The organism is Acidimicrobiia bacterium, from assembly GCA_036396535.1.
Taxonomy (GTDB): Bacteria; Actinomycetota; Acidimicrobiia; order Spongiisociales; family UBA5794; genus DASWKR01.
The window spans coordinates 59,981-83,388 of record DASWKR010000035.1 but is presented as its reverse complement, the minus strand read 5'-3'; the positions used below and the strand labels follow the sequence as shown (position 1 = coordinate 83,388).

24 protein-coding genes are annotated in these 23,408 nt (G+C 68.1%); 12 read left to right on the top strand and 12 right to left on the bottom strand.

Translation table 11 applies throughout. The annotated features are described in order from the left end of the window. Window positions 1–11 precede the first annotated feature (11 nt). The 5 genes from VGC47_06385 to VGC47_06365 all read left to right on the top strand — a co-directional run bounded on the left by VGC47_06385 (window position 12) and on the right by VGC47_06365 (window position 4,242). Window positions 12–446: a Fur family transcriptional regulator gene (locus tag VGC47_06385; GenBank protein HEX9854922.1), complete on the top strand. Its 435-nt coding sequence runs from the start codon at window positions 12–14 to the stop codon at window positions 444–446. After that, on the top strand, window positions 437–1,294 hold the full coding sequence (locus VGC47_06380) for a metal ABC transporter ATP-binding protein (protein HEX9854921.1): 858 nt from the start codon (window positions 437–439) through the stop codon (window positions 1,292–1,294). The genes VGC47_06385 and VGC47_06380 overlap by 10 nt, the downstream gene beginning before the upstream one ends. Window positions 1,295–1,304: 10 nt before the next feature. Then, window positions 1,305–1,790, top strand: a complete 486-nt coding sequence (locus VGC47_06375) for a proteasome activator (GenBank protein ID HEX9854920.1) — start codon at window positions 1,305–1,307, stop codon at window positions 1,788–1,790. A gap of 224 nt (window positions 1,791–2,014) precedes the next feature. Next, window positions 2,015–2,296 carry a WhiB family transcriptional regulator gene (locus VGC47_06370; GenBank protein HEX9854919.1) on the top strand — a complete coding sequence of 94 codons (282 nt, stop codon included), beginning with the start codon at window positions 2,015–2,017 and terminating at the stop codon, window positions 2,294–2,296. A gap of 59 nt (window positions 2,297–2,355) precedes the next feature. Beyond that, entirely contained in the window at window positions 2,356–4,242 is a 1,887-nt protein-coding gene (locus tag VGC47_06365) for a potassium transporter Kup (protein ID HEX9854918.1), read from the top strand. Between the two features lie 37 nt (window positions 4,243–4,279). On the opposite strand, the gene VGC47_06360 is transcribed toward VGC47_06365, so the two are convergent. After that, the gene (locus VGC47_06360) at window positions 4,280–4,786 is read right to left on the bottom strand and encodes a peptidylprolyl isomerase (GenBank protein ID HEX9854917.1); all 507 of its coding nucleotides are present in this window, start codon (window positions 4,784–4,786) and stop codon (window positions 4,280–4,282) included. Between the two features lie 111 nt (window positions 4,787–4,897). Continuing rightward, complete coding sequence (locus VGC47_06355; protein HEX9854916.1) at window positions 4,898–6,133, bottom strand: DEAD/DEAH box helicase; 1,236 nt, start codon at window positions 6,131–6,133, stop codon at window positions 4,898–4,900. Window positions 6,134–6,236: 103 nt separating this feature from the next. On the opposite strand from VGC47_06355, the gene VGC47_06350 reads away from it, so the two are divergent. Together VGC47_06350 and VGC47_06345 are read left to right on the top strand one after the other, a co-directional pair. Next, a complete protein-coding gene (locus VGC47_06350; protein ID HEX9854915.1) occupies window positions 6,237–6,737 on the top strand; it encodes a disulfide oxidoreductase in 501 nt (166 codons plus the stop codon). Beyond that, window positions 6,734–7,306, top strand: a complete 573-nt coding sequence (locus tag VGC47_06345; protein ID HEX9854914.1) for a TlpA disulfide reductase family protein — start codon at window positions 6,734–6,736, stop codon at window positions 7,304–7,306. The genes VGC47_06350 and VGC47_06345 overlap by 4 nt, the downstream gene beginning before the upstream one ends. A gap of 23 nt (window positions 7,307–7,329) precedes the next feature. Here VGC47_06345 and VGC47_06340 read toward each other — a convergent pair whose 3' ends face one another. The 4 genes from VGC47_06340 to VGC47_06325 are packed head-to-tail and all read right to left on the bottom strand — an operon-like array spanning window position 7,330 to window position 12,260. After that, entirely contained in the window at window positions 7,330–8,472 is a 1,143-nt protein-coding gene (locus VGC47_06340; protein ID HEX9854913.1) for a glycoside hydrolase family 68 protein, read from the bottom strand. After that, window positions 8,469–9,452, bottom strand: a complete 984-nt coding sequence (locus tag VGC47_06335; protein HEX9854912.1) for a glycosyl hydrolase family 32 — start codon at window positions 9,450–9,452, stop codon at window positions 8,469–8,471. Before VGC47_06335 ends, VGC47_06340 begins: the two co-directional genes overlap by 4 nt. A 56-nt stretch (window positions 9,453–9,508) precedes the next feature. After that, the gene (locus VGC47_06330) at window positions 9,509–10,483 is read right to left on the bottom strand and encodes a YihY/virulence factor BrkB family protein (GenBank protein ID HEX9854911.1); all 975 of its coding nucleotides are present in this window, start codon (window positions 10,481–10,483) and stop codon (window positions 9,509–9,511) included. 4 nt (window positions 10,484–10,487) lie between these two features. Beyond that, window positions 10,488–12,260, bottom strand: coding sequence for an acyl-CoA dehydrogenase C-terminal domain-containing protein (locus VGC47_06325; protein HEX9854910.1), 1,773 nt, complete (start codon window positions 12,258–12,260; stop codon window positions 10,488–10,490). Window positions 12,261–12,356: 96 nt separating this feature from the next. Here VGC47_06325 and VGC47_06320 point away from each other — a divergent pair, with 96 nt between their 5' ends. The 5 genes from VGC47_06320 (at window position 12,357) to VGC47_06300 (ending at window position 18,169) form a co-directional block, all read left to right on the top strand. Beyond that, window positions 12,357–12,770 carry a YciI family protein gene (locus tag VGC47_06320; protein HEX9854909.1) on the top strand — a complete coding sequence of 138 codons (414 nt, stop codon included), beginning with the start codon at window positions 12,357–12,359 and terminating at the stop codon, window positions 12,768–12,770. A 58-nt stretch (window positions 12,771–12,828) separates the two neighbouring features. Beyond that, entirely contained in the window at window positions 12,829–14,016 is a 1,188-nt protein-coding gene (locus VGC47_06315; GenBank protein ID HEX9854908.1) for an RNA polymerase sigma factor, read from the top strand. Window positions 14,017–14,070: 54 nt separating this feature from the next. Then, window positions 14,071–14,598, top strand: coding sequence for a DinB family protein (locus VGC47_06310; protein ID HEX9854907.1), 528 nt, complete (start codon window positions 14,071–14,073; stop codon window positions 14,596–14,598). Window positions 14,599–15,115: 517 nt separating this feature from the next. Continuing rightward, entirely contained in the window at window positions 15,116–17,014 is a 1,899-nt protein-coding gene (locus tag VGC47_06305; GenBank protein ID HEX9854906.1) for a hypothetical protein, read from the top strand. Between the two features lie 354 nt (window positions 17,015–17,368). Beyond that, window positions 17,369–18,169 carry a PIG-L family deacetylase gene (locus VGC47_06300; protein ID HEX9854905.1) on the top strand — a complete coding sequence of 267 codons (801 nt, stop codon included), beginning with the start codon at window positions 17,369–17,371 and terminating at the stop codon, window positions 18,167–18,169. Between the two features lie 7 nt (window positions 18,170–18,176). Here VGC47_06300 and VGC47_06295 read toward each other — a convergent pair whose 3' ends face one another. From VGC47_06295 to VGC47_06270, 6 genes are read right to left on the bottom strand one after another with little or no spacing between them, the layout of a single operon-like run. Next, complete coding sequence (locus VGC47_06295; protein ID HEX9854904.1) at window positions 18,177–18,929, bottom strand: IclR family transcriptional regulator; 753 nt, start codon at window positions 18,927–18,929, stop codon at window positions 18,177–18,179. Further along, the gene (locus tag VGC47_06290; GenBank protein HEX9854903.1) at window positions 18,926–20,950 is read right to left on the bottom strand and encodes an ASKHA domain-containing protein; all 2,025 of its coding nucleotides are present in this window, start codon (window positions 20,948–20,950) and stop codon (window positions 18,926–18,928) included. The genes VGC47_06295 and VGC47_06290 overlap by 4 nt, the downstream gene beginning before the upstream one ends. Further along, the gene (locus VGC47_06285) at window positions 20,947–21,843 is read right to left on the bottom strand and encodes a dihydropteroate synthase (protein HEX9854902.1); all 897 of its coding nucleotides are present in this window, start codon (window positions 21,841–21,843) and stop codon (window positions 20,947–20,949) included. The genes VGC47_06290 and VGC47_06285 overlap by 4 nt, the downstream gene beginning before the upstream one ends. Beyond that, entirely contained in the window at window positions 21,840–22,160 is a 321-nt protein-coding gene (locus tag VGC47_06280) for a virulence factor (GenBank protein ID HEX9854901.1), read from the bottom strand. Before VGC47_06280 ends, VGC47_06285 begins: the two co-directional genes overlap by 4 nt. After that, window positions 22,157–22,744 carry a DUF1638 domain-containing protein gene (locus VGC47_06275; protein HEX9854900.1) on the bottom strand — a complete coding sequence of 196 codons (588 nt, stop codon included), beginning with the start codon at window positions 22,742–22,744 and terminating at the stop codon, window positions 22,157–22,159. Before VGC47_06275 ends, VGC47_06280 begins: the two co-directional genes overlap by 4 nt. Window positions 22,745–22,748: 4 nt before the next feature. Further along, window positions 22,749–23,390, bottom strand: a complete 642-nt coding sequence (locus VGC47_06270; protein ID HEX9854899.1) for a corrinoid protein — start codon at window positions 23,388–23,390, stop codon at window positions 22,749–22,751. Window positions 23,391–23,408 lie beyond the last annotated feature (18 nt).

The window sequence follows — 23,408 nt, the reverse complement described above, 5'->3', positions numbered from 1 at the left end:
GGGAGTGCTACGTGCCAACGGCGAGCGTCGAGCGACAGATCGAGTCGAGATTGCGAGACCGGGACGTGCGGTACACCCGTGGTCGTAGGGCCCTCATCGGCGCGCTGAGCAGCGCCGATGGACCCAAGTCGGCCTCCGAGCTGTTCGTCGAGCTCGGCATGCCGCTCTCTTCGGTCTACCGATCGCTCAACGTGCTCGAGGAGGCCGGCGTGGTCATTCCGCATCATGGAGCGCGCGGACTGACGCGTTACGAGATGGCCGAGTGGCTGGCGGGCCACCATCACCACCTCGTCTGCGTGAACTGCGGGTCGGTCGAGGACATCCAGATTCCCCAAGGACACGAGACACGACTCACCAGCATCATCCGAGACGTCGCCACCGCAGCCTCGTTCACTCCGACGGATCACTCGCTGGAGATCGAAGGGCGGTGCTCCCGATGCGCGTGAGCATGGTGACGGCGACGGACATCGTTCTCCTCCACGGCCAGGTCGAGGCGCTCAGCCGGTCGTCGTTCGAGATTCCCGCCGGGTCGGTCACCGCTCTCATCGGCCCGAACGGATCGGGCAAGTCGACACTGCTCAACGCCATCGCCGGCCTCCACGAGCCGGCGTCGGGGACGCTTGTGATACGGACACCTGGTGGCGCAGAGGCGCGGATCGCCTATGTGCTCCAGGTCACCAAGGTGAACGATGCCCTGCCCGTGACCGTGCACGAAGTCGTCACGATGGGCCGCTACGGCACGGTCGGGCGGTACAGGAGGCTGGGCCCGGCGGATCGTGCCCTCGTCGACGATGCCATCGACAGGATGGGCCTCGCCGATCAGCGCGACCGCCACCTCCACGACCTGTCCGGTGGCCAGCGCCAGAGGGTGTTCGTCGCCCAGGGGCTCGCCCAGGACCACGACGTGCTCCTCCTCGACGAGCCCCTGACCGGGCTCGACATCGTGTCGGCCCGCGCCATCGACGAGGTCATCCACGACGAGCAGCGCCGCGGGTGCTCGGTCGTCATCAGCACCCACGACCTCTCCGAGGCGCAGCACGCCGACCACGTCCTCCTCCTTGCCGGCGCCGTCGTGGCGAGCGGACCGCCTGCCGAGGTGCTCACCCAGGAGAACCTGGGGATGGCATACGGGACCGCGGTGCTCCACGTCGACGGCGAGCGCCTCTTCGTCGACGACCCCGCTCATCGGCCGGTAGCCGGACGGCACGTCCACGGTGAGAGGACGATCCACGTCGAGCCGTCCACGACGGACCTCCACGGCACGGACGACGGTCCGCAGCCGCGCCGCTTGTAACCTGGCGGCCATGACAACCCCAGAACGCCACGCCGCCCCGCTCCAGCCGCAGATCGTCGACGAAAACGACGATGCGCAGGCTGCGAGACCGGGATCGTTCGTCGCCGAGCCTTCGAAGCTGCTGCGAATCGCCTCCATGACGAGGGCGATGCTCGACGAGGTGAGGCAGTCTCCGGTCGACGAGCCGGGGCGGAGGCGCCTGGCGCAGATATACGGCAACGCCATGGAGGAGCTGCGGGAGACGCTCAGCACCGACCTCCAGGAAGAGCTCGACGCCATCTTCCAGCCGCTGCACGGCGACGAGGCCTCGGAGTCCGAGCTGCGGATCGTCCAGGCCCAGCTCGTCGGGTGGCTCGAGGGCCTGTTCGGCGGGATTCAAGCCTCGCTCTGGAGCCAGCAGGTGGCCGCCAGGAGCCAGCTCGAGGAGTTGCGCGGCCGCCGTGCCCTCGAGGCGGGCACCGACGAGGGCGGGCGTGGCGCCGGGCAGTATCTCTGACACGCTGAGCTGGCCTTTTCCTGCCGCACAGGCGCTTCACCCTTCCCAAAGCGCGAAGAACGCGTTACGTTGTAGGTCGCAGGGCCCAGGAAGCGCCAATTGTGACGCGAAACCCCAGGTCAGGCGGGCTTGACGGACCGGGAGGAAGGAACAAACCCGGTCCGTTGCTTGTTGCGAGTTCGAGCGGAGCTCTAGAGAAGAGCCAAGAAGGGTGGATACAGCGCATGGTGATGGCGCTCTCGGACATCTTGTGGGAGCCGGATGGCTCGTGGCGTGACCACGCCGCCTGCGCCGGGTCCGACACCGATCTCTTCTTCCCCATCGGGGAGGACGACGAGGCTGCCGCGCCGGCCAAGGCTGTATGTGCGATCTGTCCCGTCAGAGAGGATTGCCTCCAGTACGCCCTCGCCACCAACCAGACCGACGGGATCTGGGGTGGCATGACCGGCGCCGAGCGGCGTCGCCTCCGCCGCCGGTTGCGCGACCGGGAGCGGCGCGCCAGCTGAGGGAGCTTCGGCTCTTGGTAAACGTGCCAAGCTGAGCGTGTGAGCTTGCAGGGTCGCCGATGAGTGAGCAGCCGGGCGGCGGCCGCAAGTACATGCTCATCCTGTCTCTCGGCGCCCTCGGTGTCGTCTATGGCGACATCGGCACCAGCCCGCTGTACGCCTTCAGAGAAGCCTTCGCCGTCGCAGAGGGGCTCGGCGTCGACCAAGGATCCGTGTACGGCATCTTGTCCTTGATGGCGTGGTCGCTCGTCCTCATCGTCAGCGTGAAGTACCTCATCTTCGTGATGCGGGCGGACAATCACGGCGAGGGAGGGATCCTGGCGCTCACCGCCCTGTTGCGACCGTCCCGGGGAGTCACCGGCCGCAACCTGCGGTGGGGCCTCATCGTGCTCGGGTTGTTCGGCACCGCCCTGCTGTACGGCGACGGGATCATCACCCCGGCCATCTCCGTGCTCTCGGCCGTCGAGGGGATCGGTGTCGCCACGCCGTCACTCGAGTCGTACGTCGTCCCGATCGCCGCCGTCGTCATCATCGGGTTGTTCAGCATCCAGAGCAGGGGAACCGGCACGGTCGGCGCCATCTTCGGGCCGGTCATGATCGTGTGGTTCGCCGTCCTCGCCGTGCTCGGCGCCGGTCAGATCGTCGGGCATCCAGGAGTGCTCGCCGCGCTCAGCCCTACGTACGGGACCGCCTTCGTGCTCGACCACCCGAAGCTCGCATTCCTCGCCCTGGGGGCGATCTTCCTCGTCGTCACCGGCAGCGAGGCGCTCTACGCCGACATGGGTCACTTCGGACGCCGGCCGATCCGCCTCGGCTGGATCGCAGTCGTCTTCCCGGCGTTGCTCCTCAACTACTTCGGGCAGGGCGCCCTGCTGATGCGGGACCCGGCCGCGGTGGACAATCCGTTCTACCGGATGCCGCCCGAATGGGCACTGGTCCCGCTCGTGGTGCTGGCGACGCTCGCCACCGTGATCGCCTCGCAGGCGCTCATCTCGGGGGCCTTTTCCCTCACGATGCAAGCCGTTCAACTCGGCTACCTGCCGAGGATGCACGTCGACCACACGTCGAGCCGCGAGTTCGGGCAGATCTACGTCGGGAGCGTGAACTGGGCCCTGATGGTGCTCTGCGTCGGGGTGGTGATCGGGTTCGGCTCGTCCTCGAACCTGGCGGCGGCGTACGGGGTCGCCGTCACGACGACGATGGTGATCACGACCGTGCTGCTCTACATCGTGATGCGGTCGAAGTGGCGTTGGAGCCAGGCAAGGGCCGCCTCGCTGACCTCGCTCTTCCTGGTGATCGATCTGGCGTTCTTCGCTGCCAACATCGTGAAGGTGCCGGCCGGCGGCTGGTTCCCGCTCGTGGTCGGCGCGGTCATCTTCGCGGTGATGACGACGTGGAACAGGGGAAGAGCCCTGATGACGTCACACCAGAGGAGGGCGGAGCTGCCCATCGAGCGGTTCATCTACTCCATAACCAAGAACCCGCAGATCAGGGTGCCGGGCACCGCCGTCTATCTCTTCCCGGATGTCGGCGCCGCTCCACCCGCCATGCTGTCGAACCTCAAACACAACGAGGTCATCCACCAGACCGTCTTGTTGACGAGCGTGGAAACCGCCCACCGGCCGAGGGTCCCCAGAGCGAGGCGGTCGACGGTCCACGACCTGGGCGAGGGATTCCACCAGGTGGTGCTCCACTTCGGGTTCCTCGAGGACCCCAACGTACCGGAAGCGCTGCGGAACATCGCGACTCGGGACTTCGGGTTCGACCCTACGGATGCCACGTACTTCTTGGGCGACGTGACGGTGATTCCGAGTGCCCGGCCCGGGATGGCCATCTGGCGGGACAGGCTGTTCGCCGTGATGCACCGCAACGCCCGAAGCGCCGCCCAGTACTTCGGCCTGCCTCCGGACGACGTCATCGAGATCGTCACCCAGGTCGAGATCTGACTGAGCTCAGGGCCTGACCTCGGCCCCTTGGGGCCCATCAGCCCTCGGCGATCGTCACAGACTCGATCACGGCGTCCGTTGTCGGCTTCTCGCCTGCTCGAGGTAGGGAGGCGATGGCGTCGACGGCGTCCATGCCGGTCGTCACCTTCCCGAAGATGGTGTATGCGTGGGGGAGTCCCACGTCGTCCAGGCAGATGAAGAACTGCGAGCCGTTCGTGTTCGGTCCGGCGTTCGCCATGGCGACGGTGCCCCTGGAGTACGGCTTCGCCTTCTCCAGCTCGTCACGGAACTTGTAGCCGGGCCCGCCTCGGCCCGTGCCGGTCGGGTCGCCTCCCTGGATCACGAATCCGGGGACCACCCTGTGGAAGATCACGCCGTCGTAGAAGCCCTCGTTGGCGAGGAACACGAAGTTGTTGACCGCTTGGGGCGTGTCCATGGCGTGGAGCTCGATCTCGATGTGGCCATGGTTCGTCGCAAGGGTCGCCGAATAGCTCTTGGCGAGGTCGATGGTCAGGTCAGGCGGTGCCGGGTACTGCTGGCCCACGTGGTGGCTCCTTCGATCGCTGCCCGATCACCTTAGGTGACCGTGAGGTGAAGGAAGCATCGCCGGGAAGGCGCCCTCAGGGCCACGGTTGCCCCGAAGGATGAGGATCCGTCAGAACCGCCTGCGACGCTTCCCGGGCACCTTCGACTGCATCGGTGCCATGTCGATGTCGGGCTCCCAGGCGGTGAGGTCGTCGAGCCGCGGGTCGTTCGAGAACATCTTGACGATCGGCACGTTGAGGCCGGCCTTGCGCTGGATCCGAACCACCTCGTTGACCTCGTCCCACTCGACGAGCGTGACCACGAGGCCTGCTTCTCCTGCCCGCGCCGTGCGACCCGACCTGTGGACGTAGGTCTTCGGGTCGTCGGGAGGGTCGTAGTGGACGACGATGTCGACGTCGTCGATGTGCAGGCCCCTGGCTGCGACGTTCGTCGCCACGAGGACCGGCGTCACCCCCGACGAGAACTGCTCGAGCGCCTTCTCTCGCTTCGACTGGTAGAGGTCGCCGTGGATGGCGCGGGCGTCGACGCCCTCGTCGCGCAGCTTCTTGGCGACGTCGTCGCAGCTCGTCTTGGTGCGGACGAACATGAGGGTTCGTTTGGCGCTGCGGGCGATCTGAGCGGCGACCCTGATCTTGTCCATGTGGTGGACCTTGAGGAAACGATGCTCCATCGTCGCCACCGTCTGGGTCGGAGTCTCGACCTCGTGCCTGACCGGGTCCTCCATGTAGTCGGCGACGAGCGTGGCCACCTGGCCGTCGAGGGTCGCCGAGAAGAGCATCGTCTGATACTCCGTGGGCAGCTCGCGCATGATCCTCCGCACCTGAGGGAGGAAGCCCATGTCCGCCATCTGATCCGCCTCGTCGATGGTGACCATGCGGACGTCGTCGAGCTTCACCTGCTTGCGCTCCAGCAGGTCGATGAGGCGTCCCGGGGTGGCGATCACGATCTCGACGCCGCGGCGCAAGGCGTCGATCTGGTGCTTCATCGACGCTCCCCCGTAGACGGCGACGACGCCCATGCCTCGCGACCGAGCGAGCAGGGTGAGGACCTCGGTGACCTGGTTGGCGAGCTCACGCGTCGGGACGAGCACCAGCCCGCGTGGCCGCTTGGGGTGGGCCTTCTCGAGCAGCTGCACCATCGGCAGCCCGAAGGCGAGCGTCTTGCCGGATCCCGTCTGTGCCTTGCCCGAGACGTCGCGACCGGCCAGCGCGTCGGGGATGGCGAGAAGCTGGATGGGGAACGGAGCTCGGATGCCCCCCTGGCCCAATGCCGCTATGAGGTCGTCTTCGATGCCCAGCCCGGCGAAATCTGCAACCTGCGGTGAGGTTTCGAGGTCTTGTGTCATGCTGTAACGCACCCAATGTAGTGCAGGCTGAGCCGGGCGCATCCCATCGGGGACTTTCTTCCCTGGTCGCCGTGTCGTGGCTCACGCAGGATGGCTGTCGACGATGTCTCTGCTGTTCGCGACCCTCGCCATCGCCGCCTTCATCGGCGCCCTCACCGTCCTGCCTGTGGCGGCACGGCCGGCAGGCGCAGCGGGCAGGGCGTTGCGCACCCACTCACTCACGGTGGCGTGGATCGTGGCAGCCGTCGCAACCGGTGGCAGCCTGTACTACTCGGAGATCGCCGGGTATCCGCCGTGCGAGCTGTGTTGGTATCAACGCATCGCGATGTACCCATTGTCGGTCGTGCTGCTGGTGGCTCTGCTCAGGCGGGACCTCTCGGTTCGCCGGTACGTCCTGCCGGTCGTTGCGATCGGGTCGCTCGTCTCGATCTACCACTACGTGTTGCAGCGATTTCCCTCGTTGACGTCGGCGAGCTGCGACCTCGACAACCCGTGCACCCTGACGTGGGTCTGGGAGTACCACTTCGTGTCGATCCCGCTCATGGCGCTCGCCGGGTTCACCTTCATCGCCGCCCTCATGATCTACGGAGGAGGAGACAGATGAGACGGGTCACGCCCGCCGTGCTGGCGCTTGCCCTGGTCGTGACGTCGTGTGGGACGCCCGGATCCGCCAACGACGTGGCATTCGGCGACGTGGCTGTGTCCGGGGCACTGCCGGAGTACGTTGGCGAGCCGGATGCGGCATCCGGTATGCCGCTGCCGTCGATCTCCGGTACGGGGCTGTCGGGGGAGGCGGTCGCCATCGAGGCGGACGGCCGCGCCAAGATCGTCGTAGCTCTCGCCCATTGGTGCCCCCACTGCGAAGCCGAGGTGCCCCGCATCGTTGACTGGATCGACGCGGGAGGCCTCCCGGATGGTGTCGACGTGATCGCCCTGGCGACCGGCACGACCGCCGAGCTGCGCAACTTCCCGCCGGGTGCGTGGCTCGTTGACGAGGACTGGACGGCGCCGGTCGTCTTCGACGACGAGGCGTACTCGGCGGGCGAGGCGCTCGGGCTGAGCGGCTTCCCGTTCTTCGTCTTCTCAGACGCCGACGGCAACGTCGTGCAGAGGACCTCCGGCGAGCTCGACCCGGCAATGCTGGCGATGATCGCCGACTCGATCGCTCCCTAGAGCCGGACCGGAGGTCTGGCCGGTCAGAGCAGCTCGAGTGGCCCGTGGGCGCCGACGAGCCTCGTGCGATCTCCCGACACCTCGATCTGGAGGATCGGGGCTGCGGTCGCCCCGAAGTACTCGCGCAACCCGACCCCTCCGATGTCATCCGGGTGCGTCCCTGCGAGGTTGTGCATGTCGACGAAGCTCACCACGGACAGGTCGTTCAGCACGAGCCATGAATAGCCCTGGAACGGCTCGCGGGGCGGGTTGGCGATCACCAGGCCCGATCCGTTGAGTGGGCGGTACGGGCCGAAGAGCGACTCCCCGTAGAAGCCGTACAGGCCGGTGGGGCCCTGGCACGACGGGTCGAACGTCCGGCGCTGTGTCGAGAAGAACACGTAGTAGCCGCCGTCGACGTGGACAACGTGCGGCCGCTCGAGCTCGTTGTTCACGCCGTCGGCGTGCGCCAGAGGGGGGAGCAGCTCGAAGGCGTCGCCGGCCGTGCGGGCGACGCCGATGGCGCCGTCGTATTGGGACTCCGCACCGGCGAGCGTCGCCGTGAAGAGCACGTACTCGACACCGTCGGCAGGATCGACGAAGAGGAAGGGATCTCGGAAGGCGTCGATGAAGCCGGCCCGGCCGGTGACTTCCTTGGCCTGCTTGTACCAGGTCCCGTCGGCGTCGAGCACGATCTCGTGCTCGCCCTGCCGCTCGAGCACGAGGCGGCCTTCGTCACACGACACGACGCCCGTGCCGCGCGCGATGACCTGCTCGAACGTGAGCGCCTCCTCGCCGAGGCGCCCCGCAGCCGTGTAGAGCACCGTGAGGACTCCCGATTCCTGGTCGAGCCTGGCGCACCCAGCCCACTGCCTGCTCCCGAGGGCGCCGCCCTCCTCGAAGAGCGGCCCCATGTCGATCCACGCCCCATCCACGAACCCGATGGCCCTGAGGCGGGCGATGTTGTGGCGCAGCCCGATGTCACCCTCGGCCGGGGCGCTGAGTGCGATCCACACCTGGCCGCCGCACAGCGACGCCATCGACCCGTCATGCTCTCGGACGGGCCACAGGTCCCACAAGTCGACGCCGGGGACGAGGCGGTGCACGTCTTCCCGGCGGATGTGCGGGATGGTGTTGTCGTCCGCCATGGCGATGGCGGCGACGTGCTCTCTCGTCCAGGCGATCACGCCGCGACCTCGAGCGAACCATCCGGTGAGACGGTGACGGGCATCGGGTCCGTGAGGGCTCCGATGAATCGCCCGGTGGGGTCGATCTGGTGCCACGCCAGGAAGAGAGGGCCGGTTGGCCCGTCGACCACCTTGCCGGCGTAAGTCGAGCCCGCCTCGTCTGCCTGGAGCACCCCCGATCCCCCCAAGACGAACGGCCCGAGAGGGTCGTCGGCCCTCAGGTAGTACGTGCCGGTGCCCGCTCCGCCGTGTCTCCTGGCGTCGCCCTGCGTCTGCGTGTCGGATGCGAACAGCATGTACCACCCGTCGTCGAGCGAGAACAGCTGCGGGACCTCCATCTGACCGAACCCCATCGGGTCGGTGATCGGGGGGAGCACCTCCCATTCGACCAGGTCGGAAGAGCGGGCGTGGCCGATCACCCCTCGCCCGCTCGGGTCGCCCGTGTTGGCGCGGGCCGTCAGGTAGGCGTGGAAGGTGCCGTCGTGCCGGAACACCCACGGGTCGCGCCACGCCAGGTCGCGCCACACGGACCTATCGAGCATCTCGTACCAACGCGGATCAGCCTCGATCACGGGACCCGGGTGCTTCACCCAGGTGACGAGGTCGTCGGAGGTCGCCAGCCCGATCCGCTGGACGTGGCCATCCTCTGCGCTCCCGGCGCCGGTGTAGAGCATGTACCACCTGCCGTCGTGTTCGAGCATGCTGCCCGTCCACGTCGCCAGGTCGTCGAAGCTCCCGGCAGAGCCCGGTCCGAAGGCGTCCGGGAGCACCTCCCACCCGTGGAGGTCGTCCGACACGGCATGCCCGATCGACACGTTGAAGTGCCGCAAGCCGGGATCCCGCAGCGACGTCGGGGCCTGGAGGTAGAACACGTGGTGTCTGCCGCCCGCCGTCGTCAGCCAGAAGTCCCAGATCCAGCGATCTGCGAGTTGGAGTGCCATGTGGTCGAAAGGGGTGTCGGGGAACCTACCGCTTGCCATGTTAGGACCCGGCCGGCTTGCGCCCGGGTCTCCATGCGCCCCCGTCGCCGGGGCATTCAGTGGATATCGGCATGCTCGAGCTCGGCGTTGAGCTCGGCGCCGAGCAGAACCACGAATCCGGACATGAAGAACCACAGCAGCAGGACGATGAAGCCTCCGAGGGCGCCGTATGTGGCGTTGAAGTCCCCGATGCTGTTGGCGTAGAAGGAGAAGCCGACGGTCGCCAGGACCCAGGCGACGGCGGCCACGGCGGCGCCTACGCTCAGCCACGGGAATGTGCTCGCAGGGCGGTTGGGCGCCAGCTTGTAGAGGGCCCCGAGACCGAACAGCACGACGAGGAAGATGACCGGCCATCTCAGCCAGGCAATGACCGCCCGCGGGGTCTCACCGATCACGGGGAGGTGCGGGAGAAACGTGGCGAGGGCCACGGCGGAGACGACGAACAGGATCGAGCCGAGCGTGATGAGCACGGACGTTGCCCGCAAGACCAAGAACCTACGGGTCTCGGTGATCCCGTACGCGATGTTGAGGCCGACGATCAACGCCTTGACTCCCGCAGACGCCGACCACACCGCGCCTCCGATCGAGACGACCGCCGCGATCCCGAGGCTCGAGCCGGATCCGGACACGATCTCGCGCAGCTGCCGGAGCACGAGCTCCGACGCCTCGGCCGGCAGGGCGCTCGAGATGTCCGCTATCTGCGCCTCGAGTTGGGCAGGCTGGAGGACGAGACCGTAGATCGCCACGGCCGCGATCGCCGCCGGAAAGATCGAGAGCATGGCGTAGTAGGCGAGACTCCCGGCCACCACGCCGGTGTGGTTCTCCTTGAAGCGCCTCATCAAGCGAACGGCGACCGTCTTGGCCGTGGTGCGCACGTCGCGTCGTGCAGTATGTCCGGCCGACCCCGACCCGTCGCCCGGCACGGCCACCCGGGCGGGGGAGTCGCCCGCATCGGCGACGGGGCGCCGGATGGCGTTCAAGGCGGCTCCGAGGGCGATGCCCCCGAGGAGCCAGCCGAGGACCCTCCTCATGGCGTCAGCTCGATCGGGCGCCCGCGGCGGTGTCCCCGAGTGCCGCCACCCCCGCCGTCACCGCAGGCAGCATCCCGGTCGCCTGGGGCACGAGCTGGGTGACGTAGAAGCTCGCCGTCGCCAGCTTGGCGGCTGCGAACTCCTCGTCGATGCCGTCCGATTGCCGGGCGGCGATCGCTTCACGCGCCAGGTAGCAGCCACCTGCGACGACGCCGAACATCCGCAGGTATGGGGATGCCCCTGCCAGGGCGTCGTTCGGATCGGTCTGCTCGAGAAGCCACTCCGTGGCCATCTCCAGGGCGGCCACTCCATCGCGCAGGGCGGCCGCCGGCGCGTCGAGCCCTGCCGCACCGAGATCGCCGGCAACGTCCATCATCTGTGCCAGGTACTTGCGGACCACCCGCCCGCCGTCGATCGGGATCTTGCGCAGGACGAGGTCGATGGCCTGGATCCCGTTGGTGCCCTCGTAGATCGGTGCGATTCGTGAGTCCCGAAACAGCTGGGCCGCCCCGGTCTCCTCGACGTAGCCCATGCCGCCGTGCACCTGAATCCCGATGGACGTCATCTCGACGCCGATGTCGGTGCCCCATCCCTTGGCGACAGGGGTGAGCAGAGCGGCGAGTGCGGCGGCGTCCGAGCGGTCCTGCTCGGTCTGTGCGTGTGCGGACATGTCGATCGCCCTGGCGGTGTCGTACATGAGGGCACGCATCGCCTCGGCGTTCGCCCGCATCGTGAGGAGCATCCTGCGGACGTCGGGGTGCTCGATGATCGGCGAAGCCTCGCCTGGACCCGCCGAGACGGCTTGCCCTTGGCGTCGCTCCGTCGCGAATGTGAGGGCCTTCTGATAGGCGCGCTCGGTGACGCCGAGTCCCTCGAGCCCCACGTGGAGCCGGGCGTCGTTCATCATCGTGAACATCGAGCGCATCCCGGAGTTCACCTCGCCGACGAGGTACCCGGTTGCTCCCTCGAAGGCCATCACGCACGTCGGGCTGCCGTGGATCCCGAGCTTGTGCTCGATGGAAACGCAATGTGCCTCGTTGCGGGCTGCGAGCGCTCCGTCCGCGCCGACGAGGTACTTCGGGACGATGAACAGGCTGATTCCCCTCGTACCAGGCGGGGCGCCGGGCGTCCGGGCGAGGACCAGGTGCACGATGTTCTCGGCCATGTCGTGCTCGCCCCACGTGATGAAGATCTTCGTGCCCGTGATGCTCCAGGATCCGTCGTCGTTCGGCACGGCTTTCGTGCGCAGCGCGCCGACGTCCGATCCGGCCTCCGGCTCGGTGAGGACCATCGTGCCGGTCCACTCGCCTGAGATGAGCTTCTCGAGGTAGGTCGCCTTCTGCTCGTCGGTGCCGTGCTCCTGCAGGGCGAGGATGGCGCTCGAGGTGAGCATCGGGCACAGCGAGAACGCCATGTTGGCCGTCGTGAGCATCTCCAGCACGGCGATGCCGACGATGAGCGGGAACCCGTGGCCGCCGTACTCGACGGGGGCCTTCACTGCGTTCCACCCGGCGGCAACGTATTGCTCGTAAGCCTTCTTGAACTCTTCGGGGGTCGTCACGCTGCCGTCGGCGTTGCGAACCGAGCCCTGTGTGTCACCCGCCCGGTTCGTCGGGGCGACGACCTCGGCGAAGAACCTCGCCGCCTCCCTGAGCGCTCCGAACGCCAGCTCTGGCTCGACGTGCCGGAAGTCATCGAGGGCGCACATCTGCTCGATCCCTGCGATGTGCTCGAGCACGAACTCGATCTCGCCGATCGGCGGCCGGTAGTCGCTCATGCGTTTCGAGCATAGGTGAGGGGCGCGCCGTCGGGCGCGGTGGATGAGGCATGAGCCGTCCGACACCGGTCGGCTAGCTTGGCAAACAGGTGTCGAATGGGCGCCGCCTCGTTCGTCGTCATGACGTCGCAGCCGAGAAGACAGGAGCACGCGATGCGATACGCCTTGCTGATCTACACGGACGATGCGAGCGTCCCTTCCGACCCCGAGTCGCAACAGCAGAGCTACGCCGATTACGCCGAGTTCACGAAGAACCTCACCGAGTCGGGACGCAACCTCGGCGGTGAGGCGCTCCTCGGAGTCGAGACCGCCACCACCGTGCGGGTACGCGACGGCGAGACGGTCACGACCGACGGTCCGTTCGCAGAGACGAAGGAGACCCTCGGCGGCTTCTACCTCATCGAGGCGGGCGATCTCGACGAGGCTATTGCGGTGGCCGCAGACTTGCCGGGGTCGAAGTACGGCTCGGTCGAGATCCGGCCGCTGTGGGAGTGGGCAGACGAGTCCTGATCGGGCGGCCGCGGCACGCGCCGTCGAGCGCGTCTTCCGTGAGGAGTACGGGCGCGTCCTGGCCACGCTGATCCGCGACTCGGGCGACTTCGAGGTCGCAGAGGAGGCGGTCCAGGATGCGCTGGCGACGGCGCTCGTGGCCTGGCAGGTCGAGCAGCCCGCCAATCCGGCGGCGTGGATCACCACGACGGCTCGTCGCAAGGCGATCGACCGCATGCGTCGGGCGACCAATTACACCAGGAAGCAGGAGGAGCTGGCCCACCTCGTCGAGTTGGATCGGAGTGACGACGTGGCTGAGGCGATAGGCGAAACGGCTGTCGAGGACGATCGGCTTCGCCTCATCTTCACCTGCTGCCATCCGGCGCTGTCGATGGAGGCCAGGGTGGCGCTCACCCTGAAGACCCTCGGCGGCCTCACGACGGGTGAGATCGCAAGGGCGTTCCTCCTCGGGGAGCCCACCATGGCGCAGCGACTGGTGCGCGCCAAGCGCAAGATCCGCGACGCGGCGATTCCCTATCGGGTTCCTCCGGCGGCCGACCTCCCGGCTCGACTCGAGTCCGTGCTCGCAGTGGTGTACCTCATCTTCAACGAGGGTTACTCGGCGACGTCCGGCAACCAGATGGTGAGGAGAGACCTCTGCAGCGAGGCGATCAGGCTCGGGAGGATGCTGGCCTCGCTGATGCCGGGCGAGCCGGAGACCCTCGGCCTCACCGCCCTCATGATGTTCCACGATTCGCGCCATGCGGCGAGGGTCGAGCACGGGACACTGGTGCTGCTCGAGGACCAGGATCGCTCGCGTTGGGACCGCCTCGAGATCGCAGCCGCATCCGATCTGCTCGATCGGGCGCTCGAGGCGGGCAGGGCGGGTCCCTACCAGGTGCAGGCGGCGATCGCGTCGCTCCACGCCACCGCGCCTCGGCCGGACGCCACCGACTGGCAGCAGATCGTGATGCTCTACGACTCGCTCCATCGCCTGCAGCCGGGCCCGGTCGTGGCTCTCAACCGGGCCGTGGCGGTGGCGATGGCGGCAGGGCCGTCGGCAGGGCTCAGCGAGATGGAGCCTCTCGCCGCCGACCTCGACGGTTACCACCTCTTCCATGCGGCGCGCGCCGATCTGCTGCGCAGGCACGGCGACGACGACTCGGCACTGCGCGCCTACCAGAAGGCCCTTGTCCTCGCGTCGAACGAGGTGGAGCGTGAGTTCCTGCAGCGCCGGATCGTCGAGGTCGGAGGTCGACTCACGTGATCCGGTGGTTGGCACCGCAAACCGGAACGTTGCCCGGCCACGTAGGCTCCGCCGATGCCGTACTCGGAAGCCGATCGACCAAACCCGCCCCTGGCGGCGGACGAGCAGGCGACGCTCGCCTCGTTCCTCGACTTCCACCGGGCGACGGTGTTGTGGAAGTACTCCGGGCTCGATCACGAGCAGGCGCTCAGGACCGTGGCGGCCTCCTCGCTCACGGCGTCCGGGATCGTGAAGCACCTCGCCCTCGTCGAGGACAACTGGTTCCAGTCCGTCCTCCTGGGAGCGGAGCTCCCGGAACCGTGGGCGAGTGCCCCGTTCGAGGAGGACGAGGACTGGGACTTCCACTCGGCGGTCGACGACGAGCCGGCCGACCTCGTCTCGCTGTACGAGGAGTCGTGCGCCCGCAGTCGTGCCGCTGCCGCCGGCCTACCCCTCGAACAGCTGTCCGTGAAGCGGAGTCGCGCCACCGGGGAGCCGTTCAGCCTGCGGTGGATCCTCGTTCACATGATCGAGGAGACGGCGAGACACAACGGCCACCTCGACCTCATCAGGGAAGCCGTCGACGGGCTCACCGGCGAGTGACGCCGCCCGATCCGTCGTCGACCGCGGTCAGCGCCGGTCCCGCTCCGATGGAGCAGGCGTGAGAGCGGTGTACGCCAGGGCCGCCGCGACCAACATCAGCGACCACACAGCGTCGATGATCCGGGCGTTGCTCTTGGCGAGGCCACCAGCCACGTGACCGTGGCGATGGCGAGCGTGACGGCGAGGCCCACAAGCCACGCCTGCACATCGAACATGCGGCCACGGTCCGGGCGGGCAGGGCGATGCGGGCTCGGTTCCCGGAAATGCCTGGTAGGAAGGGCGCCACTTCGTTAGGAACACCGAGAGTGCCTCTTAACACGCTCCTTGTGGCGGACCTCGCATCATCGCCCGGAGTCGGCGCGAGGTCGTCCTCCACCGGCGGGAAGAATCGGTAAGGGACCACCCGACTGGGCCGATAGACCCCCAGAAGAGGTCACGGAGCGTGGTTTCCGGCATTGCCGCCGGTCCTCCTCCGAATCGACCGACAGAGGTTCAGGAAGAAGGGACCGGAACCGCCATGTCGTTTCTCTTTCGTCACCGGTTCAGCGCGGCGGCGCTCGTCCTGGCGGCGGCGCTCGCCGTTGCCATTCCGGCTGCCCTCTCTGCCGAGACCCCCCACCTGACGGTTTCGGGCTCCGGCACCCACGTCGTTGCATCCGGAACGGGGGTCGGCTCGGGAGATATCGAGATCGTGTTCTACGCAGCCGCCGACGACTGGTCATCCCCGCAGCGCCAGGTCATCCTGTCGCAATGGCCCGGTTCTGCAGTGGCCAACACGATCAAGCTCCAGGTGGCCCCTCAAGGTGACCTGCAGCTCATCATCCACGATGCCGCCGGCAGGGACCACGCATTCTCGGCGTACGCCAGGCGGCTCGGCCTCAGCGATGGCAAAGGTGCCTGGCTTCGGCTGCAGTTCGACGCCAAGAGCAAGAAGGGCGCGAAGCTCACCGTGTGGAAGTCGAGCGCCCCCGCCGACGCATACATCCCGAACATCGGATGGGGCGATCCAATCGCCTCCCACGAGCGGAAGGCGGCGGTTTCGCTGAATCGCGGGGTGCACGCGCCATGGGTGATAGGAGCGCGCGGCGAGGGGCGTGAGGCGTTCCGAGGCGACCTGTACTACGTGCATCTGTACACGAGCGGCACGGCGGCCACGGGCGATCCCGTGATCATGGTCAACTTTCGCAACCCGAAGAACGGGTACGAGACCCGTCGCCCATACGACACGTGGGCCAACGGAGCGATCAAGATGCCATGGCGCGTGTCCGGCTCGGCCTGGAAGTACGTCGGAGGCGTGAACCCGGAGCCGCCGGTGACGACCACGACGGAACCACCGGGAACGACGACCACGACGAAGCCGCCGGGAACGACGACCACGACGGAGCCGCCGCCCACGACGACCACGACGGAGCCGCCGCCCACGACGACCACGACCGAGCCGCCGGCCGACCCCCCTGACGATCCGCCCGGCGCATCGCCGGTCCTGCTCGACACCCCGAACACGGCAGGAGCCATGGACATATCGAGCGACGGTTCGACGATCGTCGTGCAACAGACGTCGGCGGGGGACCACCGGGCGAGCCTGTTCCATCGGCTGGGGAGCGCCTCGAGGTGGTCCGACCGGATCTCATCCGATCCGCAACCCGACCTCTCCGAGGTGATCGAGTCGCACGACGGCGAGAACGTCGCGCTGTCTGCGGACGGCAGGACCGTGTACGTCGCCGGCGAGGGGAGCGCCGGGTCGTCCGCCAGCTCGGTGTACAGCTACGACCTCGCATACGGTCCGGGGAGGAGCGTCTCGACGAACGACGGGAGGAGGTCGCAGTTCGAGTACAACGCCGCCAGCCTCGCCGGGGCACGCGACGGCCTCTCGGGCATGTTCGTGTCGCGCAGAAATCCGGGCATCCACTGGTTCATCATCGACCACGACTCCCAGCACCCGGACGGCTTCATGCTGTTCGCCATCGACAGCGTGAACGATCGCCTGGCGTGGCGGGGCAAGTTCGAGGAATCTGGCGCGGCGGGTGCGGTGTCATCCTGGGCCGACGTCGAGGACCTCTCCGCCTACCGGAGCGGCTCGGGCACGTGGTACCTCGAGATCTGGGACAACGGCCACGACGAGGTCTACCGCTTCGCCGAGCCTTCCGTGTCCGTCGGACAGGCCCTCGTGACCCAGACGGGACTACGACCGAGCCGTATCGTTGAGGTGTCGGGCGGTGCCGTCGGCTCGGGCAACATCGAGGCGATGGCATACAACGCCGCCGAGGACGCCATGTACTGGATCGGGCCGCGCGGCGGCATCACGAGCATGGACGACGACATGCGGGAGGTGCGCCGGGTGACGAACTGGTCGTCCCGTTCCGCGGGAGCGCACGCGTCGGAACTCGTCGGCGTGGTCGTCAACCGGCCCGGCTGACCGACGCTCGAGGGGGGCCACGGCGCCTGCCCTCGGCGCGTCGGAGGCTCTGCAGATTTCGGCATGGGCAGATTTCGGCCGGATGGGCAGATTTCGACCGGATGGACTCAACTTTCCGCCTGCCGATGCCGATCTTCTCTGCGGAGGATGTTCCCACGCTCTAGCGATCGGGGCCGGCTCACGATTTGGAGTGACGGCCCGGCGGGAGCCGGACCGTCCCCGGCACGACACGGGAGTGGTTGTACCAATACGCACTGTGCGCAGTGGTGATCCAACTGCCGCTCCCGAACTGTCTCAGAGCCCGCTCTCATGGGAGCGGGCTCTGTCGGTTCCGACCCTAATCTCTCCGCTTCCATGGCAACGCTCGTCACCTTCCACGCCCACCCGGACGACGAGGCGATCGGGGTCGGCGGCACGGTCCTCAGGGCCGTCGCGGCGGGTCACCGTGTCGTGCTCGTCGTGGCGACCTCCGGCGAGGAGGGCGAGGTGGAGGATGGCTTCCTGACGTCGGGGGAGAGTCTCGGTGACCGCCGCAGAGAGGAGACGCTGCGAGCCGCCTCGCTCCTCGGGGTCGCCAGGGTCGAGTTCCTCGGATATCGGGACTCGGGCATGATGGGAGCCGAGTCGAACGCTCATCCGGATGCCTTCTGGCAGGCGGAAGTGGAACAGGCGGCGCACCGGTTGGCCGCCATCCTCATGGAGGAGACGGCAGACGTCGTCACCTTCTACGACGCCAATGGTGGTTACGGTCACCCCGACCACATCCAGGTCCACCGGGTCGGAGCCCGCGCCGCAGAGGTCGCCGGCACGCCGCGGGTGTACGAGTCGACGATCAACCGTGACAGGGTCGCCGCCCTCGCCGAGGCAGCCGTCGCCGCCGGCCTGGAAGGCTGGGACGAGGATGAAGAGGGTTCGTTCGACGACCTCGGGCTGCCTGAGGACGAGCTGACGACGGTGGTCGACGTTTCGGGACATGTGGAGCGCAAGCGCCAGGCCATGGCGGCGCACGCCAGCCAGATCGCCGAGGGCTCCTGGTGGCTCCAGCTCCCCGATGACGTGTTCCGTGTGGCCTTCGGTGAGGAGTGGTTCGCGAGGCGCAAGCCTGTCTTCGAGGGCGGCGACCTGGAGAGGTCGCTCTTCGCCGACGGCTCATAGGGCAGGTCTAGGAGGGGGTCCTCGCTCTCACCGAGAAGCGCTGCGCCGAGTCGCAGACGAATCGGGCGATCTCCTCGGAACGACGAGAACCGGGGAATCGGTACGTCGGACCGTGAACCGTGATCGCCCCGGCGATCCTCCCGAGTTGGTCGAAGACGGGCGCGGCCACCGAGCTGATCCCTTCGGCGAACTCCTCGTGCTGCCACGCCCAACCGGCCTGGCGGATGCCTTCCAGCCGGCGCCTGATGTGGGCCGGCCTGGTCTCCGTCTTGGCGGTGTATGCCTCGAGTGGCCGAGCGAGGTAACGCTCCAGCTCCTCGTTCGGCCAGTGGGCCATGACGCACAACCCGGCCGGGACGACGTGGAGCGGTGACAGCAGCCCGGTGTAGTCGCGCACCTGCACGGGGCTCGGGCTCTCGACCTGGATGAGATAGCGGATGAGGTATCCCTCCGGCACGCTGAACTCGGCCGCCTCGCCGATCTCGGAGGCGAGCTTGTCGAGCACCGGCCGCACGGCGACCACCATTGTGGCCGCGGCGCTCGAGACGCCTGCCAGGCCCGCCAGGCTCTGGCCGATCTGGAAGTCCGTCGACTGGTCGACGCGCTCGACGGCTCCCAGGTCTGCGAGGGTGCCGAGGATCCTCGCCACGGTCGACTTGGGGAGAGCGATGAGCTCGGCGAGCTCGGTGACGCCCGCCGGGCCGGCGGCGAGTGCTTCGAGGATGGCGAATGCCCGCTCGATGCTCTGCACGCCGCTCACGGGACGTCCCGGCGTCCGCGCCTGCCCCGACCGCGGGGAGCGGCTGCCGCCGGCTCCGGCAGCTCGACCCTCGCCGAGAGCATCGGGTACGGCACGACCGAGTTCGGGAACCCCATCGCCGCGACGAAGTGCTCCTGGAACCGCGGTTCGGTGGCCGTCTCGATCTTCTCGATGGAGCGAGCCACCAGCTCGATCTCGGCCCTGGCAGCACGTGACGTGAGTGCCATCAACGCCCCGACGCCGGCCGCGTTCCCGGCGGCTCGCACCTTGTCGAGGTCGCAGTCGGGGATCATGCCGAGCACCATGGCGTGCATCGGGTCGATGTGCGCCCCGAACGCCCCGGCGAGCCGCACCTCGTCCACGCCGTCGACCCCTGCGTGCTCCATGAGCAGGCGGCACCCCGCCTGGAGCGCCGCCTTGGCGAGCTGGATCGCCCTGACGTCGTTCTGGGTCACCTCGATGAGCGGGTCTTCGAGGAGCCGATAGGAGTACGTTCGCCCGGTTGGCACGATCCGTGGGTGGTCCAAGCCGGCGACGACGCCGTCGCGCGACACGATCCCAGCCAGGTACATCTCGGCGACGGCTTCGATGATCCCCGAGCCGCAGATCCCCGTCACTCCGGTGGCGCCGACGGCGTCGGCGAAGCCGGGATGGTCCGACCACAGCTCGGAGCCGATGACGCTGAAGCGGGGCTGCAGCGTCTCCCTGTCGATCCTGACCCGCTCGATGGCGCCCGGGGCCGCTCGTTGACCCGCCGAGATCTGGGCCCCCTCGAAGGCAGGTCCGGTCGGTGAGGAGGCGGCGAGGAGCCGGTCCCGGTTCCCGAGCACGATCTCGGCGTTCGTGCCGACGTCGATGAGCAGCTGCAGCTCGTCACCGCGGTGCGGGCCCTCGGCGAGGGTGGCGGCCGCCGCGTCCGCCCCGACGTGACCGGCGATGCATGGGAGCGCATAGACCCTGGCACCAGGGTGGGTGCTCAGCTCGTTCGATCGAGTCGTCGTCGTCAAGGCGGCGGTCGTCGCCAGAGCGAACGGCGCCGTGCCGAGCTGGGTCGGGTCGATTCCGTGGAAGAGATGGTGCATGATCGGGTTGCCGACGACGGTCACCTCGAGGATCTCGTCACGCTCGATCCCCGCGCGCTCCGTCAACTCGCCGAGGAGCCCGTCGACGGCTTCCCTGACGACCTTCGTCAGCAGCCGGTCGCCTCCGGGATTCATCTGGACGTAGCTCACCCGGCTCATGAGGTCCTCGCCGAAGGCGATTTGCGGATTCATCACCCCGGCGGAGGCGAGCACTGCGCCGGTCGCCAGGTCGCACACGTGTCCTGCGATGGTGGTGGAGCCGATGTCGAAGGCGGCGCCGTAGACCGTGTCCCGATATCCGGGCCAGACCCCTACGAGGCGGCTCTCCTCTCGGACGGCCAGCGTCACCGACCATGCCGGCCCCGGCACCGTGGCGCGCAGCGCCCCTTGGAGGATCTTCAGCACGTGATCGTCCGTCTCGGAGACGGTCATGCCCCACTCCCGAGTCAGCGCGGCGAGGACACGTTCCAGGTCGCCGGACGGGCTCTCGAGCGCCGGGGGCTCGACCTCGACGTAGTGGAGCCGCACGACGGGGTCGACGGGGAGAGCGTCGACGCCTGCCTCTTTGCGCACGACCTGGCGGTGCACCTGGCTCTCGGAGGGCACGTCGATCACGACGTCACCGAGCAGATGGGCGGCGCACCCGAGCCGCCTGCCGTCGGCGAGAGGCCGCCTTCCCCGGTACTCGGTCTCGGTCGGGCCCGGTGGGCTCAGCCTGCCGTGGACGCCGGAGGCGCCGGGAGCCGCTCCGATCGCCACCTGGCATCGGCCGCAGATGCCCCGGCCGCCGCACACCGAATCGAGGTCGACGCCGATCTCCCTGGCGGCATCGAGAACGGTCGTCCCCGCTGCGAAGCTGCCTCGTCTCCCGGAGGGCGTGAAGGTGACGCGCACATCCTTGGGGGCCGGACCTCGAATGACGTCGGCCTGATCGCTCATCCTGAGCTGCGGCGCCTGTTCTGCCGCCTGCCGCCCTGCTCATCTGCGGCGGGCGGTCGGTGCGCCAGGATCCAGGCCTCGCAGTTCCTGTCGTGCCCTGTGAGGACGTCGGCCGCCAGGATCGCCTGGCGAATCTCGCTCTCCATCGGGTTCGTGATCGCCGAAGTCAGCCCGGCCCCGATGGCCATCGTGAGGAAGGCGGCGTTGATGCCGACCCGATGGGGCAGGCCGAAGCTGATGTTCGACGCACCGCACGTCGTGTTGACCCGGAGTTCGTCGTGGAGCCTTCGCACGAGGTGGAGCACCTGGCGCCCGGCCGTCCCGATCGCCCCGATCGGCATCACGAGGGGGTCGACGACGATGTCCGACAGCGGGATCCCGTGGTCGGCGGCCCGGCCGACGATCTTCCTGGCAACCTCGAATCGGACGTCGGGGTCCTCGGCGATCCCTGTCTCGTCGTTCGTGATGGCGACCACCGCGGCGCCGTGCTTGGCGACGAGCGGCAGCACGGATTCGAGGCGCTCGTCCTCTCCCGTGACCGAGTTGACGAGCGCCTTGCCGTCGTATGCCTCGAGACCCGCCTGAAGGGCGGCGACGATGGAGGAGTCGATGGAGAGGGGCACGTCGACGAGCGACTGCACGAGCTTGATCGTCTCGGCGAGGATCGCAGGCTCGTTGGCCAGCGGGATGCCGGCGTTAACGTCGAGCATATGCGCCCCGGCGTCCACCTGAGCGATGGCGTCTGCGACGACCCTGCTGTAGTCGCCGTTCCTCATCTCCTCGGCGAGGAGCTTGCGACCGGTCGGGTTGATCCGCTCGCCGATGAGGACGAAGGGCCGGTCGAGGCCGATCACCACCTCCTTGACGGCGGAGGAGACGACCGTGTCTGTCACGGCTGCTCCTCGTATCCGAGGTTGCCGGCCACCCGCGCCAGGCGGGTCGCCGGGTAGGTCTCTTCGAGGTCGGCGGCAACCGCGTCCACTGCCGTCTGGAGGTCCTCGTCGCACGGTGTGGTGACCTTGCGCCACTCGTCGAGGTAGGCGTCCGTGCCGATGAGGCCGGCGTGCATCGCGGCCCTGTCGATGGCCACCTGGAACTGAGGGGAGAGCTCCCTCCTGACGACGTGCTCGCCTCTGCGGGCGGTCACCTGCGCTGGGATGTCGCGCCACCAGATCACCGTGAGCATCGCTCCGTCGGACCGCCTGCTCATGCGGCACCGAGGCCGCGGATCGCCGGCTCGAGCAGTCCGAGCCCGACGTGACGGTGCTCGAAGGCGAGGCCGAGCTTGGCGGCGGCCCGCGTCGCTTTTGCGAGCGTTGCCTCGTCTCGCGTCTGGGAGAGGTACACCAGGCGGTGGTAGTTGCCGAAATAGGAGTCGCGCAGCTGCGGCCACCGATCGATGCCGAGGCCGGCCCACACCAGCCTCTCGAAGTTCCGCGCCAGGTAGTCGGTCAGATAGAACGTGCCGGGCTCTGCGGCGTGGAGCTCGGCAAACAGCGCGTGTCCCGCGAAGAACTCGTAGCAATGGGCACCCGGGAGACGGGTGGCGCCATGCCTCGCCACAACCGGGTCGAGAAGGCCTCCCGTGCCGCAGTCGGCATAGGCGACGAAGAGCGACTCGTGGGTGGCGGCCGCTCTGGCGAGACGCTCGTCGACCAGCGCCGGTATCCGGTCGGGTGTGTTGTGGAGCCCAGCCGGGAGGTACTCGACCGTGATCCCGGCCAACCGTGAGGCGGAGATGACGCTTCCGAGCTCGCGGGCGAGGGCGCCGCAGGCGATGACGTATGCGCCCACCGGGTCAGTCCTCTCCGGACATGAGGCGCTTGGCGAGCACCAGCGCCTCGGCCGTCTCGGCGGCGACGGCTGCGTCGCGGCAGTACGCATCGGCGCCGACGGCTCGTCCGAACTCCTCGTTGAGCGGAGCGCCTCCGACGAGGACGATGTAGTCGTCCCGCATGCCGCGCTCGACGAGGGCGTCGATCACGACCTTCATGTAGGGCATCGTCGTCGTGAGCAGGGCGGACATGCCGAGGATCTCCGGCCTGTGCTCCTCGAGCGCTGCGATGAACTCCTCGGCGTCCGTGTTGATGCCGAGGTCGATCACCTCGAAACCGGAGCCCTCGAGCATCATCGCCACCAGGTTCTTGCCGATGTCGTGGATGTCACCCTTGACGGTGCCGACGACGACCTTCCCGATCGTCTCCGCTCCGGTCTCGGCGAGGAGCGGGCGGAGTATGGCCATTCCGGCCTTCATGGCGTTGGCGGCGAGGAGCACCTCCGGGACGAAGAGGATCCCGTCGCGAAAGTCGATGCCGACGATGCGCATGCCCTCGACGAGCGCCTTGTTGAGCACCTCCTGGGCTTCCCACCCTCGCGAGAGGAGGATGTTCGTGCCCTCGACGATCTCCGGGGCGAGGCCGTCGTAGAGGTCGTCGTGCATCTGCTCGACCAGCTCGGT

What these genes read in the sequence shown, in the direction of transcription:
- VGC47_06380 (HEX9854921.1), top strand. Translation starts at nt 437, where the DNA reads ATGCGCGTGAGCATGGTGACGGCGACGGACATCGTTCTCCTCCACGGC.
- VGC47_06375 (HEX9854920.1), top strand. Translation starts at nt 1,305, where the DNA reads ATGACAACCCCAGAACGCCACGCCGCCCCGCTCCAGCCGCAGATCGTC.
- VGC47_06370 (HEX9854919.1), top strand. Translation starts at nt 2,015, where the DNA reads ATGGTGATGGCGCTCTCGGACATCTTGTGGGAGCCGGATGGCTCGTGG.
- VGC47_06365 (HEX9854918.1), top strand. Translation starts at nt 2,356, where the DNA reads ATGAGTGAGCAGCCGGGCGGCGGCCGCAAGTACATGCTCATCCTGTCT.
- VGC47_06355 (HEX9854916.1), bottom strand. Translation starts at nt 6,133, where the DNA reads ATGACACAAGACCTCGAAACCTCACCGCAGGTTGCAGATTTCGCCGGG.
- VGC47_06350 (HEX9854915.1), top strand. Translation starts at nt 6,237, where the DNA reads ATGTCTCTGCTGTTCGCGACCCTCGCCATCGCCGCCTTCATCGGCGCC.
- VGC47_06345 (HEX9854914.1), top strand. Translation starts at nt 6,734, where the DNA reads ATGAGACGGGTCACGCCCGCCGTGCTGGCGCTTGCCCTGGTCGTGACG.
- VGC47_06335 (HEX9854912.1), bottom strand. Translation starts at nt 9,452, where the DNA reads ATGGCAAGCGGTAGGTTCCCCGACACCCCTTTCGACCACATGGCACTC.
- VGC47_06330 (HEX9854911.1), bottom strand. Translation starts at nt 10,483, where the DNA reads ATGAGGAGGGTCCTCGGCTGGCTCCTCGGGGGCATCGCCCTCGGAGCC.
- VGC47_06325 (HEX9854910.1), bottom strand. Translation starts at nt 12,260, where the DNA reads ATGAGCGACTACCGGCCGCCGATCGGCGAGATCGAGTTCGTGCTCGAG.
- VGC47_06320 (HEX9854909.1), top strand. Translation starts at nt 12,357, where the DNA reads ATGGGCGCCGCCTCGTTCGTCGTCATGACGTCGCAGCCGAGAAGACAG.
- VGC47_06310 (HEX9854907.1), top strand. Translation starts at nt 14,071, where the DNA reads ATGCCGTACTCGGAAGCCGATCGACCAAACCCGCCCCTGGCGGCGGAC.
- VGC47_06305 (HEX9854906.1), top strand. Translation starts at nt 15,116, where the DNA reads ATGTCGTTTCTCTTTCGTCACCGGTTCAGCGCGGCGGCGCTCGTCCTG.
- VGC47_06300 (HEX9854905.1), top strand. Translation starts at nt 17,369, where the DNA reads ATGGCAACGCTCGTCACCTTCCACGCCCACCCGGACGACGAGGCGATC.
- VGC47_06290 (HEX9854903.1), bottom strand. Translation starts at nt 20,950, where the DNA reads ATGAGCGATCAGGCCGACGTCATTCGAGGTCCGGCCCCCAAGGATGTG.
- VGC47_06280 (HEX9854901.1), bottom strand. Translation starts at nt 22,160, where the DNA reads ATGAGCAGGCGGTCCGACGGAGCGATGCTCACGGTGATCTGGTGGCGC.
- VGC47_06270 (HEX9854899.1), bottom strand. Translation starts at nt 23,390, where the DNA reads ATGCACGACGACCTCTACGACGGCCTCGCCCCGGAGATCGTCGAGGGC.